This is a genomic window from Burkholderia sp. ZZQ-2 (assembly GCF_050768715.1).
Taxonomy (GTDB): domain Bacteria; phylum Pseudomonadota; class Gammaproteobacteria; order Burkholderiales; family Burkholderiaceae; genus Burkholderia; species Burkholderia cepacia.
Genome location: NZ_LDVA01000173.1, coordinates 1 through 14795, shown reverse-complemented (window position 1 = coordinate 14795; position 14795 = coordinate 1). Strand labels below are relative to the sequence as shown.

The window sequence follows — 14795 nt, the reverse complement described above, 5'->3', positions numbered from 1 at the left end:
GTCTCCACCCACCGTGGGAGTCAGAACATGCAAACCGCAGTCGGATTCATCGGCCTCGGCGTGATGGGCACGCCGATGGCGCTCAATCTCGCGCGGGCCGGCACGCCGCTCGTCGTATGGAGCCGGTCGCACGGCAGCGACGATGCGTTGCGCGACGCCGGCGCACGCGTGGCCGAGCACGCCGACGACGTGTTCGCCGCCTGCTCCACCGTGATCCTGATGCTCGCGAACGACGCGGCGATCGACGCCGTTCTCGCGCGCGGCACGCCGGGTTTCGCTACCCGTGTCGGCGGGCACACCATCGTGAACATGGGCACGAACGCACCCGGTTATTCGCGCGCGCTGGCCGATGAAATCGCCGCCGCGTCGGGCCGTTACGTCGAAGCGCCGGTGTCGGGTTCGCGCAAGCCGGCCGAAGCCGGCCAACTCGTCGTGATGCTCGCCGGCGCGCCGGACGACGTCGACGCCGTCCGCGCGCTCGTGAAGCCGCTGTGCCGCGACAGCTTCGTGTGCGGCGACGTACCGTCGGCGCTGACGATGAAGCTCGCCGTGAACCTGTTCCTCATCACGATGGTCACCGGCCTGACCGAAGCCACGCATTTCGCGCAAAGCCACGGTATCGATCTCGCCCGCTTCGCCGACGTGCTGAACGCGGGACCGATGGCGAGCGACGTGTCGCGCGTGAAACTCGGCAAACTCGTCGCGGCGGATTTCTCGGTGCAGGCCGCGATCACCGACGTGCTGAAAAATGCGCGCCTCGTCGCGGAATCCGCGCGCGGCGCCAACATCGCGTCGCCGCTGCTCGACATCTGCCACGCGCTTTACGGCGAGACCGAGCGGGCCGGACATGGCGCGGACGACATGGTCGCCGTGATCCGCGCGATCGAGCAGCGCACGCACGACGCGCGGTGAATCGTCACCGGCCGCCCCCTCGACCACGCGCACGCATCGATCCGTCATGTCCGACTCGCCCCGCTCCCCGACCGGCGTCATCGCCTCCATACGCCCCGCTCCCGCCGTGATCGGCATCGTCCTGCGGGAACGCGACGTGCTGCTGGTGCGCCGCGCCAATCCGCCCGATGCGGGCTGCTGGGGCTTTCCTGGCGGCAAGATCGAAGCAGGCGAATCGATTACGAGCGCGATCGTGCGCGAGATCGTGGAAGAGACGACCGTCGACGTCGAGGCACTCGACGTCTTTACCGCGCTGGATGCCTTCGATTACGATGCCGGCGGCAACGTGCACCAGCATTTCGTCATGGTCGCGGTGCTGTGCAACTGGTTACGCGGCACACCTGCTGCCGGCGACGATGCGCTCGACGCGCGCTGGTTCGATCTCGCCGAGCTCGACCGCGACGATTTGCCGATGAGTGCGGGCGTTCGCGACGTCGCGCGACGAGCGATCGAGCGTGCCGCGAGCCTCGGCGACGCACGGCGTCCGGCCATTCCCTGAAACAGCGCCGTCTGCCCGCATCCCTTGCGAGCGGCCTGATCGCGGCCATGACGGTGTCGGCGGGCCGCCGACCTTCAAACTACAAATCAAGACAGGTCAAACCATGATCAGAATTCGCAAGTCCACCGAGGCCGACGGCGCACGCGTGCTGGATATCTGGCGCAACGCGGTCGACGCCACGCATCACTTCCTGAGCGACGACGATCGTCGCGCGATCGAATCCGAAGTGGTCGGGTTCCTGCCCGGTGCGCCGCTCGATCTCGCCGTCGACGAGGCCGACCATGCGATCGGCTTCATGCTGCTCGACGGCAGTCACATGGAAGCCTTGTTCGTCGATCCCGCGCACCATGGGGCAGGCGTCGGACGCCTGCTCGTGGAAGACGCACTCACGCGTCATCCCGACCTGTCGACCGACGTCAACGAGCAGAACGAATCGGCAGCGCGATTCTATGAGCGGCTCGGCTTCGAGCGCTGCGGGCGCTCGGCGCTCGATGGACAAGGACGGCCGTATCCGCTGATCCACCTGCGCCATCGCGCGGCATCGCCCTCGTCGCCACGGCACGCATGACCCGTCTGGCCGGCGCGGGAGATCGCGCCGCCCTCTACGTCACACGCACGGCACATGCGAACGCGGCTGCGTACTACCGAGTCCGCGCCCCGCATGCCGCGCGTGCACCGGTACGCGTGCCAGGTGAAGCATCATGCGCGACGCATCGGCAGCACGCGTTCGACCATTGAAAAAGCGCGCTGCATGAAGCCGTTGAACCGGTCGGCGTCGCGCCGCAGCCCTGACTGCTGCCCACCGATCAGGCACAAGTGCACGGCCTGCCCGACGATCTCGGCCTCGCCCGGCGTGCGCACCAGCCGGCGCGACGTGTCGATCGCAAACGCGAGCCGCGCCGCGTCGACACGCTGCTGGCATTCCGCGACCAGCGGATCGTGCAATGCCCAGGCACGGATCGCAATTTCACGCCCTGGCCGTTTCTCGGCGGCAATGCGCAGGTAGCGCAACAGCGTGTCCCCGGCACCGTGGCCCTCCGCCGCATACGCCAGCATGCGCGCGGTGTAGTCGTCCTCCCACGCGGTCAGCAGGGTCCTGACGAAGTCCTCGCGATTGCGGAAGTGGTGATAGAACGATCCGCGCGTCACGTTCAGCCGACGCGCGAGGCTCTCGGCCGAAATCCCCACGTACCCCTCTCCGTCGAGGGCGTCGAAGCCCGCGGCAATCCAGTCGTTTCGCGTCAGTGTGCTCATCGTCATCGCCATACAGGCTGTGTATGGTGCGGCATGGACAGATAGGCTGCGAACTCTATCACGGCCGCCGCCGCTTCCGGCAGCGCGCCATTACGTAAGGAGTCCGCCTTGAAAGACATCGCGCTCATCGCATTCGACCGGTTCACCGATATCGACCTGTTCCTGATGTGGGACATTCTCGGTCGCAACAGCAAGGACTGGCGCGTCCGGATCCTGGGTGCGCAGCCGGTGCTGCGTTCCGCCCAGGGTCTGGCGATCCCGACGCACGGCCCGCTCGCCGACGCCAATCGCGCCGACGCGGTCCTGTTTTCGAGCGGCAAGGAAGGTGTACCGGCCGCGCTCGCCGATCCTGATTTCCTGCCGTCGTTCGATCTCGATCCCGAACGCCAGCTTGTCGGGTCGATCTGCGGCGGCGCCTTCATTCTCGAACGGCTCGGGCTGCTGCCCCAGCGCCGCGCCACGACGCACCCCGAAGCGCGGCAGGGTTTGCAGGCAGTCGGGCTGCAAGTGATGGACCAGCCGCTGGTGTGTCACGGCAACGTCGCGACCGCGGGCGGATGCCTTGCGTCGCTCTATCTGACGGGATGGCTGGTGGAATCGATGTTCGATGCGGACAAGCGGCGCGAGACGCTGCTGCCCGTGCTGCCAGCCGGGCAACGGGAGATTTTCGAAGCGCTGATCGAGTTCAGTCTCGGGCAGGGTGCGGGACGCGCCACGGGCCCGATCCGGATCGTCGAAGGCGGAAACGGGATTGCGGCATGACGCGCAGGTCGATGGTCTGCCGCTAGCCGGCACCCTTCTGCATCGTCGCGCCTCATGCGTCCTGCCAGGCCAACGGCGAATCGGGACGCATTCGCGGGCGATCCCAGGCATCGATCGGATCGGCTTGCGCCGCACGGATGGTTGTTTGCCGGGCTGAACGAGTCCGTCGTGGGCCGGGAAATGCTAACCTCTCGGCCTCTCTGAACGACACCGCGTGAAGCAACAGGATTCGACCATGCAAACCGTTGCGGTACTGGACTTCGAAACAACCGGACTTTCGCCGAACCTGGGTGATCGTGCGACCGAAATCGCCGTCATCCTCCTCCGCGACGGACAAGTCGTCGATCGTTTCCAGAGCCTGATGAATGCAGGCAGACGCATACCGTCGGACGTCGTCGCGCTGACCGGCATCACGAACGAGATGATCGCATCGGCGCCGCCGGCATCGAAAGTCATGAAGGAAGCGGCTGCGTTCGTCGGCAAACACGCGGTCGTGGCCCACAACGCCGGTTTCGACAAACGGTTCTGGCAGGCGGAACTCGGGCTGCTTGGCATGACGGCCGAGCATGCCTTTGCCTGCACGATGCTCGTGGCGCGGCGCATTTACCCGGACGCGCTGAGTCATCGCCTGTCGAGCCTCGCGGACATGCTGCGATTGCCGAAATCGGGACGGGCGCACCGGGCGATGGTCGATGCCGAAATGGCCAGCCACCTGTGGTGCAGGCTGCAGCAGGACATTGCCCGGACTTACGGGCTGGATCGTATCGATCACGCGCTCATGACGCGTGTCCAGGCAACGGCGAAGGCGAAAGTGCCGATGTACCTGCGCTCGCTCGCGGGCGCGCATGCGTGAGAATCGGTCGACGGCCGCAGGCGATCGCTGTCGGGCACATGACGGATCGCCGCATCACGCGTGCCACGCGACGTTTCATGACTCGGGCAGCATGTGAGCGCAAAACGGCTTGGGAATCTCCCGACACGAATTGAAAAAAGGCCATGCAGTCGCATGGCCTTGGTCAACTATTGCCGCAGGTACTGAAAAATCGTTATCAGGTGCCTCAGGCGAAAACGGCATTCAGCGTTGCAAGAATTGCGGTCTGGCTGCCCCCTGCCAACGGAACCGTCACCGTAGATCCACTGAAGCCGACCACGCTTTGTCCGGCCGGAGCAGACTGTACGAAACCATTCCGGGCGGTTGAGCCGGCCATACTGCCGAACGGGCCATAAGTGGCTCCGCTTTTCCCGGTCAACGTGAGTTGCAAAACACATTGCCAGCCGTACCACACGCCCGTGTAGCCGGAAATGGACACGATCGGATCGTCAAGCGGAATATTGATGACCTGGGCAGTCCCGCTGTTTCCGCCGTGTTGCAACAAGGTGAATATTCCGGTTCCCGTTCCCTGGGTGCCGGTGTTATATGGCCCCGTCCCGGTATTGACGGCCTGAACCGCGTTGAGTACGTCGCCTGACCGGATCGTCACTCGGGTTAGGTTGGGATTACCTGCGGCGCTGATAATCGGTGTGTCGTCGAAGGTGTTGCTGGTGGGCGGATTTCCGAGTTGATCGAGAATCATGAACTGCGCCTGCTCGAACTGGAAGTTTCCCGAATTGAAGCGCCAGACAAAAATATCCTGATAATCGTACCGCGTACCCCCGGAAGAAAAACCTTCCGAAACCATGCTCCAGACCTGTTGCGCACTGGCATTGGGGGCGGAATTTCCTGGCTCGAACTGAGCGCCATAGCCAATCCTGGACGGCGATATGCCGGCATCAAGAAAATCCGATAGCGGCGTGCCGTCGTAGAATTGCGGAGAGACAAAATCGAACTGGCTATTGACCGTAGCGTAATCAATCGAACTGGTGGGCCATGCGGGCGTGAATGACAGATAATATTTCACTGGCTGCCGATCGAATTCGGCGCGAATTGCAGAGAACAAAATCTGAAACTGCGCTCGCGTCATTTTATCGGAAACATCGCCTTCCCAATCGATATCCAGGCCATTCATTCCATTATTCTGGAGATATGTCACCAGATTATTCGCAAAGTTGGCCGCCTGTGTTTGCGGATCTCCTCCTCCCGAGAAAACCGCCGCCAATGTATTGGCGCCGGAATACACCATCGTGGCCAGAAATTTAATTCCAGGATTCACCTGACGCGCATCACGGAGTACAAAATTCAAATAGTCCTGATTGGTCAGCCCACCCGAATGCGACGCGTTGCCGATCTGGATCGTGGAACCCTGTGCGGCGGGAACGACCTCGAAAAAAGCAATACCAAGAAAATTTGCACTGTCGTAAACCTTGCAATCGATCAGCGATTGATAGCAACTTTCTGGACTGTTGTAGTTGGTTTGTGGCGGTTCGTCTTCGTTCAAGAAAATCCACGCATTGATGCCGTTTTGTAGGTTTGCCATTTTTCTTTCCTGTGACGTAGCGTTTTTTGGCGGTGGCGCGCGACGCTGCAACTACAGTAGAAGGCCACCAAATACCACGGCCAATTGACCATGGCGCATCGGCAATGCGGTCACGCCTGGGGACGACACGGCCACGCAATGCACTGAGGCGTTCCACGTTGCCGAAAATCAGTATAGGAAATGGCGGAAGACAAAACCTTCCGGATTGCGTTCAGGAAGAAATATTGATTACATTGGAAAAACAATCGAAGGTAAAATTCCTATCTCGAAAAAAATGCACTTTCGGATCCGCCATTCTGGCTCCATTACGCCAGCGGGCGACACATTCACCAAAGGTCTTCGCCACGGCGCCGTGCCGCTTCTGTCGTTGTTTTTCCATGGCGGGTACCGGAGCGCTGATGAAGTAATCGCGGTGAATGAGGGCGTTGGCGACCAGCTCTTCCCAAACGATGCGGGGAATCTCAGGCAGGCCCGGGGAGTTGAATCCTTGCTCGCCCTGCGCGGCGCGGGTGTTGGCGATGATGAAGCCCAGTGTCTGCTGAAAGACATCGGCCAGCTTGCCGGTAATGTCGCGGCTGTCGATGTAGCGTTCGTCCTCGATCTGCGTGCCGACAAAGGCGACAGCCTTGACGATGAAAGCAGGTAGCGCGTACTGCGGTGCCCTGGCGAATAGCAGGCTGCCAGCAGAGACAGCTTGTGCATAGGCGGCTCATCGCCAAACTATGTCGGCGAGGCCAGCACTTTTCAGCGTCGCGGGCGGGCACGCAACCCCGTCGAGCATCAGCTTGACAAGATTCATAATAGCTACGACAATGTATCCATATCAACTACATAAATGTAGCCATGAAAATATCGCTCGAGTCGCTCTTGCAACGACTCATCGTCAAAGGCTCGGAAACTGCCCGAACAACTTTGCCGGACTCGAATACTCCGCCGCCTACCTCAATCCGTCTTAAGCCTGCGACCAAGCATTTTCTAGATTGCCAGGCGCTCGCACTGAATACATCGGTGCAGAGCCTTATATCGATGATTCTCGACGGCGTTTCCGAGATGACTGTAGATAGTACGTCGGGTACGCTACGCACAATTCGGGAACGATTCTTCTACCTTTTTGAGTCTCATCAGCTTGATTTACCTGGCATCGTGAGCGTAATGAAAGGGCATGGCTTTACGCTCTCGGCACTCGACAATCCATCACGCCTTCTCGACTTGCTTGATCAAAAAGCCATTCAGCATTTATCGCAAACCTTTTCCATTCGCCCCGAATGGATCAGCGGCGCCCGAGATTCCGTGATTGAGCTTGGCGTAGATGTTCGGTGGTACAAAAACGTTTATACCGCCGGGAAGAAGCTACTCAAATATGCCGAAATGGGATGGAAGCCACACGTCATGTTTCTCCGACGCGAGCGCGCCGACTTCGCGAAAGCGCGAGCAGATAACGACTCCGGCAAAGCCGATCCAGAACCCATTGGCGTTATTGTTCGTCTATATCGAACGACAGATGACGGGGTAAGCTTTACCACCTACGAAGTTTGGGAATTTGAACGCTGGAACTACTGGCGATGCCGCGAGCAGCTAAAACTCCTCATCACCTTCTGTGATCAAGCCCATCGTTTGATTTCTTATTCCGGCTACGAAATTCCCGACGAAGATATCGAAACGCTACGTTCCTGCAAAGCCATGCCCTCGGGAGTTTTAAGAAAAATCCACCAAGTCGGCTGGTATCCAGATGATTATGCGTGCATCCGAGACAAGGTTACTAAGGAAGTCGAAGATTGGCCACTAATTCAAAAGCAATACGAAGAAGGCAGATACGAGAGCCTCATAAATGAAGCCCTATACGGAAAGCCCGACGTACCCTATTAAAGCACCCCGGACAGCGTCAGCACCTGGTTGAGTGTGGCGCTGCTCATTGGCGTATCCGAGTCATACCGCGACGGCAGCACATAGTCCGATCCGCCGGCAAAGGTTTTCAGGACAATGAAAATGTCGAGCGCCTGCCGGGATAGGAAAACCAGGTGCGGGTTGCGCCGTTTCATCCGTTCCTTGGGAATGGTCCACAAGGCTTCGCTGAAATTGATCTCGCTCCAAGTGGCGTTCGTCAGTTCGCTCTTGCGAACCATCGTCAGCAACAGCAGCTTGGCCGCCGCCCGAATGGATGGTGTAGTGCCAATGCGCTCGATGTACTGGTACATCAGCGCGATCTCATCCGGCGTCAGCGCGCGGTCGCGCGGCTCGAACTTGGCAATGGTGGTCGGGCGCACCAGCTCTGCCGGGTTCTCGACCTTCTGGCCGCGCTCAATGGCCCAGCGGTAGACCTGCAGCACCACCTCGCGGGAATGAACGGCTGTAGCCGGTACGCCGCGCTCCACGATGGCATCGGTCAACGCACGCAGGTCCTCGTGAGTGATTTCGACCAGCTTCTGGTTGCCGGTTGCCGAATTTCGGCTTCAGCTCACGCTCTTAGACCGCCCGGCGCATGTCACGGGTGGAGTCGGCCATCTGATAGCCGCGCAGCCATTTCTCGGCCCACGCGCCAAAAGTCTCAGCATCCTTGACGCGGGCCCTGTCTCGCGCGTTCTCCTTCGCCGGCGACTTGCCGTCGGCGATCATCTTCTTGGCGTCTGCCAGTTGCTCGCGAGCTTCGGCCAGGGTGATCCCTCCGACGCCATAGCGTCCGAAGGTAATGGTCTCCTGCCGTCCTGATCGAGTAGTTGTAGCGAAAGGAGATCGCCCCCGCCGGGGTGACGGCCACATAGAGGCCATCGCGGTTGTTCACCTTGTAGAGCTTGTCCTGCGCCTTCAGGCTGCGCAGCTTGGTATCAGTCAGCATATTCTCGGTCCCAATCGGACGCCGATACCATGCTCAGACGGCCCTCGTTTTGCCGTATTTTCAATATAGATCAATCACTTACGTTATCTCAATACCATGCCAATATGCAGCCTCATGGCATGGTATCGAACTTAATCATGGCATCGATGCCACATAGCACCATTCGAATGCCATGAAAAAAGGTCTGCTTGGACGTGCCAGAAGATGCCAGTCAGCGCTGCTTCAAAAAATAAAAAAAGCCCGCAAAATCGCGGGCTTTGCGTTGTTTCAGTGCCCGTTGGTGCCAGCCACTGCCAGACGCGGGCTCACTCCCACTCGATCGTCGCCGGCGGCTTGCCCGAGATGTCGTACACAACCCGGTTGATCCCGCGCACCTCGTTGATGATCCGGTTCGACGCGCGGCCGAGCAGCGCGTACGGCAGGTGCGCCCAGTGTGCAGTCATGAAGTCGGTCGTCTGCACGGCGCGCAGCGACGTCACGTAGTCGTACGTGCGGCCATCGCCCATCACGCCCACCGACTTGACCGGCAGAAACACCGCGAACGCCTGGCTCGTCAGGTCGTACCAGGTCTTGCCGACATCGGCTTCGCCGCACAGGCCGGCAGCCGCATCCTGCGCGGTCGCGGTCGTGTTGCGCAGTTCCTCGATGAAGATCGCGTCCGCGCGGCGCAGCAGGTCCGCGTATTCGCGCTTCACTTCGCCGAGAATCCGCACGCCGAGGCCCGGGCCCGGGAACGGATGGCGGTACACCATCTCCGGCGGCAGGCCGAGTGCGACACCCAGCTCGCGCACTTCGTCCTTGAACAGGTCGCGCAGCGGCTCGAGCAGCTTCAGGCCGAGCGTTTCCGGCAGACCGCCGACGTTGTGGTGGCTCTTGATCGTGGTCGCCTTCTTCGTCTTCGTGCCGCCCGATTCGACCACGTCCGGGTAGATCGTGCCCTGCGCGAGCCACTTCGCCTTCGACAGCTTCTTCGCCTCGGCCTGGAACACCTCGACGAACTCGCGGCCGATGATCTTGCGCTTCGCTTCCGGATCGGTCACGCCGGCCAGGTGGCCGAGGAACTGCTCGGATGCGTCGACGTGCACGACCTTCGCATGCAGGCGGCCTTCGAACATGTCGAGCACCATCTTGCCTTCGTTAAGGCGCAGCAGGCCGTGGTCGACGAACACGCAGGTCAACTGATCGCCGATCGCGCGATGGATCAGCGCGGCTGCGACGCTCGAATCGACACCGCCCGACAGGCCGAGAATCACTTCCTCGTCACCGACCTGCTCGCGGATCTTCGCGACGGCTTCCTCGATGTGATTCTTCATGATCCAGTCGGGCTTCGCGCCGGCGATCTGCAGCACGAAGCGCTCGATGATCTGGCGGCCCTTCACCGTATGCGTGACTTCCGGGTGGAACTGCACCGCGTAGTACCCGCGTGCCTCGTCGGCCATGCCGGCGATCGGGCAGCTCGGCGTCGACGCCATCAGCGCGAAGCCCGGCGGAAGCTCGGCAACCTTGTCGCCGTGGCTCATCCAGACCTTCAGCATCCCGTGGCCTTCGTCGGTCTTGAAATCCTCGATGCCGTCGAGCAGGCGCGTATGGCCATGCGCGCGCATTTCCGCGTAACCGAATTCGCGGTGGTCGCTCCACTCGACCTTGCCGCCGAGCTGCACGGCCATCGTCTGCATGCCGTAGCAGATGCCGAGCACCGGCACGCCGAGATCCCACACGGCCTGCGGCGCGCGCAGCTGGTGGTCTTCGTACGTGCTCGCGTGGCTGCCCGACAGGATCACCGCCTTCGGCGCGAATTCGCGGACGAAGGCGTCGGACACGTCGTTCGGATGGATTTCGCAGTAGACGTGCGCTTCACGCACGCGGCGCGCGATCAGTTGGGTGACTTGCGAACCGAAGTCGAGAATCAGGATTTTGTCGTGCATGGCTGCGGACGGGATGAAGAGAATAAGAAAAGCAGCGCATCGTTTGCATCATGCGCTGCGTCAAAAGCATGGACAGCGGCGTCGGGCGGAAGGCAGCACGCGCGACGCATGGCCGGTCAATCCTGCATCGGCGGGCGCTCGTCGAGTGCGACGGTGCCTGACGACGATTGGCCGGATGCGGCGGATGACGATGCGGCGGCCGGCGACGGCGCCGCGGGACGGCTGACGACGGGTTCGACACGCTGCGGCGCGGCCGACGACGCTTGCGCCATCGCAGGCTCGTCCGGACGCGACGCCGGCGCGCGCGCCTCGAGCGCCTGCGCTTTTTCGCGCCGGCGCACGGCCGATGCGAGCCGCACGCCGCCGAGACCGAGCACGATCAGTGCGACACCCGCCACGGCCGACAGCACCCTGCCGGCGGCGGCGAGCGCGGGACCGCTGCCGGTGCCGATCGACCAGACGATCGTCAGCGCGCCGGTCAGCCAGTACACATGGCCGACCGCGCGCGCGACGGGCGCGGTGAGATCCCCGTTGAACGCTGCATGAAACGCGAGCCACGCGAGCCCGAGCAACGCGATGCCGAACGCCTGGCCGAGCATCGCCGGCTGGACGTTCGCGAGCTGCAGCGCGTTGAAGAGCGAATGCCAGGGCGTCAGCACGAACAGCACGCCGAACGCCAGCAGCAGCACGGCATCGATGATCAGCACGGCTCGCAGCAGCGGTTTCATCGGCGATCAGTCCACGTGGTAGTTCGGCGCTTCCTTCGTGATCTGCACGTCGTGCACGTGCGACTCGCGCATGCCTGCCGCGGTGATCTGGACGAATTCGGCCTTGTCGTGCAGCTCGTCGATCGTGCGGCAGCCGCAGTAGCCCATGCTGGCGCGCACACCGCCGACCAGCTGGAACAGGATCGCGTTGACCGAACCCTTGTACGCGACACGGCCTTCGATGCCTTCCGGCACGAGCTTGTCGATGTTCGCCGAGTTGTCCTGGAAGTAGCGGTCCGCCGCGCCGTCCTTCATCGCACCGACCGAACCCATGCCGCGATACGACTTGTACTGGCGGCCCTGATACAGGAACACGTCGCCCGGCGCCTCTTCGGTGCCCGCGAGCATGCTGCCCATCATCACCGCGTTCGCGCCGGCCGCGAGGGCCTTCGACACGTCGCCCGAGAAGCGCACGCCGCCGTCGGCGATGCACGGCACGCCCGTGCCCTTCAGCGCTTCCGCGACGTTCGCGATCGCGCTGATCTGCGGCACGCCGACACCGGCGACGATCCGCGTCGTGCAGATCGAACCCGGGCCGATACCGACCTTGACCGCGTCCGCGCCGTATTCGACGAGCGCCTTCGCGGCGGCGGCCGTCGCGATGTTGCCGCCGATCACTTCGACGTGCGGGAAGTTCTGCTTGACCCAGCGAACGCGCTCGAGCACGCCCTTGCTGTGGCCGTGCGCGGTATCGACCACGATCACGTCGACGCCGGCCTGCACCAGCAGCTCGACGCGCTCTTCGTTGTCCGGGCCGACGCCGACCGCCGCGCCTGCGCGCAGCTTGCCGTGTTCGTCCTTGCACGCATCCGGGTGCTCGGTCTGCTTCGTGATGTCCTTGACGGTCATCAGGCCGCGCAGTTCGAACGCGTCGTTGACGACCAGCACGCGCTCGAGGCGGTGGCTGTGCATCAGCGCCTTCGCTTCGGCGAGCGGCGTGCCTTCCTTGACCGTGACGAGGCGCTCGCGCGGCGTCATGATCGACTTGACCGGCTCATCGAGGCGCGTTTCGAAACGCAGGTCGCGGTTCGTGACGATGCCGACGAGCTGCGGGCCTTCGACGACCGGGAAGCCCGAGATGCCATGCTGGCGCGACAGCGCGATCACGTCGCGCACCTTCATTTGCGGCGGCACCGTGATCGGATCGCGGACGACGCCCGACTCGAAACGCTTGACCTTCGCGACTTCGCGGGCCTGCTCGGCCGGCGTGAGGTTCTTGTGGACGATACCGACGCCACCCTGCTGGGCCATCGCGATCGCGAGGCGACCTTCGGTGACCGTGTCCATCGCGGCGGACACGAGCGGCATGTTCAGGGAGATGTTGCGGGTCAGCTTGGTCTTGAGGCTGGTGTCGCGCGGGAGAACGTCGGAGAAGGCGGGAACGAGGAGCACGTCATCGAAAGTGAGTGCTTTTTGGATCAGACGCATGGCAAATCCTATGGGCGCAAAAGCGAATTATACGCGAAGCGCCGTGAATTTTCACAACACGAACAACGGCTTAGCCGGTTTCGGCCGTTCGGGGGCCGAATCGTTCGGTTCGCCGTTCGGTTCGTTTTCGATCGTCTTTCGTTTCACCGCCGCATCGAGCCATTCGCGCAACGGGCGGCAATATGGCCCATCGGCCTGTTGCAAACGGGCCACGCAGCCGAAGCAGCCACGGCGAAGCAAGGCCAGACAACGCGTCGAATCGGCCTGCCTACCCTGAGTTATAGCAGCCCGGCCGCGCGCGCGATCATCGCGATGCCGCCGCCGACCGCCACGCAACCGGCGATCCGCTCGACACGCCCGCCGGGCGGCGCGAGGCGCTCGGCGGTGAGCGCGATCGTCACGGCGGCCATCACGCGCAGGTCCATCATGCCGGCCGCCAGCGCGATCGCCATCAGGTTCCCGCAACAGGCGCCGCAGTGCATGGCGCCCCGCACGCCGTGCCACCATGCCGCACCGGCAACTGCCGACGACCGGTGTGCGTCGCCTGCCGCATGCCGGCAGCACGCCAGCCGCCGGGCCTTCCACGCGGAAAATTGCAGCATGCCCGCAACCGACACGACCGCGCCGGCCGCAAACGGCAGCGCGCGGGCAAGCGCCGGCAGCCGTGCGGCGGCGGCCGTCAGCGCGATGCCAGCCGGAAACACGAGCGCCCCGAGCGCCATCCACACCGCGAAGTACCCGGCGCCCGCAACTGCGACGAGCCAGGCGGAACGCGCCGTCGCCATCGGGCCGATGCGCTGCCGGTATCGCCAGAGCATCGGCGCCAGCACCGGCAGCATCATCGTCACCGTCATCGCGCCCCACATTCCGGCGAACGCCGCGAATGCGCGTCCGGCGCCCCGGCCGCACGGCTGCAGCCATGCGGCCGAAGCCATCCAGCCGCCGGCCATCGGTTCGCGCCCCATCGCGGCCATCGACGCATGCAGCGCCACGGTCGCGAGCACGGCAACGGCGAACACGGCCACGAGCGCCGTGCCGAAGGCTCGCGGATCGGGGCCCGCGTCGCCGGCCGGCGGCCGCGCCATCGTCCGCACCGCCCGCCCCCGCCCGTCGCCGGCGCACTCAGCCGCGTGCGTACTCGTCATGACGGCGCCACCACGGGCCGGCCTCGTTGCGTCCGCGCGGCGCGCGATCGAGCCACTGGTACATCCCCCACAGCCCGTCGAGCCCGCGCGCATAGGTGGAGTACGTGTGATAAACGGCGTCGTCCTCGCGCACGAACGCGCTCATCCCCGGCCGGTCGAGCGAATACGTGAGCGCGTCGGTGCCGCACGTCGCAGCGAACTGCACGACGGGTGCCGGCGGCGGATCCATGTCCATCGCATGGCCGGCCAGCGCGTAGTTGTATTCGACGGCGCCCGCGCGCTGCTGCGTTTCGGTGAACGACACATTGAAGTCGAAGTTGAAATCGCTGCCGACCGACGACGCCCACGGGAAGCGCCACCCCATCCGCTGCCGGTAAGCGAGGAGTGTCGCGAGCGGCGCACGCGACACGGCGGCGAGCGTCACGTCGTGGTTCGCCAGGTGCACGGCGAAGCCGTCGAAACCGTCGGCGAGCGCCGAACACGACGGGCAGCCTGCCTTGTAGTCGGGGCCGAACATGAAGTGATAGACGAGCAGTTGCGAACGGCCGCGAAACAGGTCGCCGAGCGTGGCCTGCCCGTCTTCGGTGTCGAACCGGTAGGTCTTGTCGATGCGTACCCAGGGCAGCGCCTGGCGCCGCCGCGCGAGTTCGTCGCTTTGCCGCGTCAGCGCCTTTTCCGCGTCGAGCAGCGCGCGCCGCGCGGCCAGCCATTCGTCGCGTGTTCCGGTGAGATGGGTCGTCATTGCGGGTTCCTCCTTCCGATGGGTAGCCGGGCACGGCGTCCGGTGCCGTGTGCGTGGTGCTAGATTAGTGGCGGG

14 protein-coding genes and 1 pseudogene are annotated in these 14795 nt (G+C 63.4%); 7 read left to right on the top strand and 8 right to left on the bottom strand.

Annotated features, from left to right (window positions below; all coding sequences use genetic code 11):
* Positions 1-27 precede the first annotated feature (27 nt).
* The 3 genes from ABY44_RS11010 (at position 28) to ABY44_RS11000 (ending at position 2018) form a co-directional block, all read left to right on the top strand.
* The gene (locus tag ABY44_RS11010; RefSeq protein WP_027787118.1) at positions 28-912 is read left to right on the top strand and encodes an NAD(P)-dependent oxidoreductase; all 885 of its coding nucleotides are present in this window, start codon (positions 28-30) and stop codon (positions 910-912) included.
* Between the two features lie 46 nt (positions 913-958).
* Positions 959-1450 (top strand): NUDIX hydrolase, encoded by a 492-nt coding sequence (locus ABY44_RS11005; protein WP_060170408.1) that lies wholly within the window; start codon positions 959-961, stop codon positions 1448-1450.
* 103 nt (positions 1451-1553) lie between these two features.
* Positions 1554-2018, top strand: coding sequence for an acetyltransferase (locus ABY44_RS11000; RefSeq protein ID WP_060170410.1), 465 nt, complete (start codon positions 1554-1556; stop codon positions 2016-2018).
* A 131-nt stretch (positions 2019-2149) separates the two neighbouring features.
* On the opposite strand, the gene ABY44_RS10995 is transcribed toward ABY44_RS11000, so the two are convergent.
* Positions 2150-2716 (bottom strand): TetR/AcrR family transcriptional regulator, encoded by a 567-nt coding sequence (locus tag ABY44_RS10995; protein WP_196488047.1) that lies wholly within the window; start codon positions 2714-2716, stop codon positions 2150-2152.
* 96 nt (positions 2717-2812) lie between these two features.
* On the opposite strand from ABY44_RS10995, the gene ABY44_RS10990 reads away from it, so the two are divergent.
* Both ABY44_RS10990 and ABY44_RS10985 read left to right on the top strand, forming a co-directional pair.
* Positions 2813-3466: a DJ-1/PfpI family protein gene (locus ABY44_RS10990; protein WP_060170412.1), complete on the top strand. Its 654-nt coding sequence runs from the start codon at positions 2813-2815 to the stop codon at positions 3464-3466.
* 235 nt (positions 3467-3701) lie between these two features.
* Entirely contained in the window at positions 3702-4319 is a 618-nt protein-coding gene (locus ABY44_RS10985; protein WP_059494117.1) for a 3'-5' exonuclease, read from the top strand.
* Between the two features lie 205 nt (positions 4320-4524).
* Here the strand turns inward: ABY44_RS10985 and ABY44_RS10980 are convergent, their stop codons facing one another.
* Positions 4525-5880 carry a glycosyl hydrolase family 18 protein gene (locus tag ABY44_RS10980; protein WP_081072809.1) on the bottom strand — a complete coding sequence of 452 codons (1356 nt, stop codon included), beginning with the start codon at positions 5878-5880 and terminating at the stop codon, positions 4525-4527.
* A 205-nt stretch (positions 5881-6085) separates the two neighbouring features.
* On the opposite strand from ABY44_RS10980, the gene ABY44_RS10975 reads away from it, so the two are divergent.
* Together ABY44_RS10975 and ABY44_RS10970 are read left to right on the top strand one after the other, a co-directional pair.
* Positions 6086-6526, top strand: a complete 441-nt coding sequence (locus tag ABY44_RS10975) for a hypothetical protein (RefSeq protein WP_196488049.1) — start codon at positions 6086-6088, stop codon at positions 6524-6526.
* A gap of 221 nt (positions 6527-6747) precedes the next feature.
* Positions 6748-7746, top strand: coding sequence for a hypothetical protein (locus ABY44_RS10970; RefSeq protein ID WP_155637837.1), 999 nt, complete (start codon positions 6748-6750; stop codon positions 7744-7746).
* An 8-nt stretch (positions 7747-7754) separates the two neighbouring features.
* On the opposite strand, the pseudogene ABY44_RS10965 reads toward ABY44_RS10970, so the two are convergent.
* From ABY44_RS10965 to ABY44_RS10940, 6 genes and pseudogenes are all read right to left on the bottom strand, one after another.
* Positions 7755-8713 (bottom strand): annotated as a pseudogene (locus ABY44_RS10965) (tyrosine-type recombinase/integrase); the annotation flags it as partial.
* Positions 8714-9018: 305 nt separating this feature from the next.
* Positions 9019-10638: a glutamine-hydrolyzing GMP synthase gene (gene guaA / locus ABY44_RS10960; RefSeq protein WP_060170417.1), complete on the bottom strand. Its 1620-nt coding sequence runs from the start codon at positions 10636-10638 to the stop codon at positions 9019-9021.
* A gap of 116 nt (positions 10639-10754) precedes the next feature.
* Positions 10755-11366, bottom strand: coding sequence for a hypothetical protein (locus ABY44_RS10955; protein WP_060170419.1), 612 nt, complete (start codon positions 11364-11366; stop codon positions 10755-10757).
* Positions 11367-11372: 6 nt separating this feature from the next.
* The gene (gene guaB, locus ABY44_RS10950; RefSeq protein ID WP_027787106.1) at positions 11373-12833 is read right to left on the bottom strand and encodes an IMP dehydrogenase; all 1461 of its coding nucleotides are present in this window, start codon (positions 12831-12833) and stop codon (positions 11373-11375) included.
* A 278-nt stretch (positions 12834-13111) separates the two neighbouring features.
* Complete coding sequence (locus ABY44_RS10945) at positions 13112-13918, bottom strand: DUF2182 domain-containing protein (RefSeq protein ID WP_176097897.1); 807 nt, start codon at positions 13916-13918, stop codon at positions 13112-13114.
* Between the two features lie 37 nt (positions 13919-13955).
* Entirely contained in the window at positions 13956-14720 is a 765-nt protein-coding gene (locus ABY44_RS10940) for a DUF899 domain-containing protein (RefSeq protein WP_060170421.1), read from the bottom strand.
* Positions 14721-14795: the final 75 nt, after the last annotated feature.

Coding starts and splice junctions, on each gene's coding strand:
- ABY44_RS10985 (WP_059494117.1), top strand. CDS start 3,702: ATGCAAACCGTTGCGGTACTGGACTTCGAAACAACCGGACTTTCGCCG.
- ABY44_RS10955 (WP_060170419.1), bottom strand. CDS start 11,366: ATGAAACCGCTGCTGCGAGCCGTGCTGATCATCGATGCCGTGCTGCTG.
- guaB (WP_027787106.1), bottom strand. CDS start 12,833: ATGCGTCTGATCCAAAAAGCACTCACTTTCGATGACGTGCTCCTCGTT.
- ABY44_RS10940 (WP_060170421.1), bottom strand. CDS start 14,720: ATGACGACCCATCTCACCGGAACACGCGACGAATGGCTGGCCGCGCGG.
- ABY44_RS11000 (WP_060170410.1), top strand. CDS start 1,554: ATGATCAGAATTCGCAAGTCCACCGAGGCCGACGGCGCACGCGTGCTG.
- ABY44_RS10980 (WP_081072809.1), bottom strand. CDS start 5,880: ATGGCAAACCTACAAAACGGCATCAATGCGTGGATTTTCTTGAACGAA.
- ABY44_RS10945 (WP_176097897.1), bottom strand. CDS start 13,918: ATGGCGCGGCCGCCGGCCGGCGACGCGGGCCCCGATCCGCGAGCCTTC.
- guaA (WP_060170417.1), bottom strand. CDS start 10,638: ATGCACGACAAAATCCTGATTCTCGACTTCGGTTCGCAAGTCACCCAA.
- ABY44_RS10995 (WP_196488047.1), bottom strand. CDS start 2,716: ATGGCGATGACGATGAGCACACTGACGCGAAACGACTGGATTGCCGCG.
- ABY44_RS11010 (WP_027787118.1), top strand. CDS start 28: ATGCAAACCGCAGTCGGATTCATCGGCCTCGGCGTGATGGGCACGCCG.
- ABY44_RS11005 (WP_060170408.1), top strand. CDS start 959: ATGTCCGACTCGCCCCGCTCCCCGACCGGCGTCATCGCCTCCATACGC.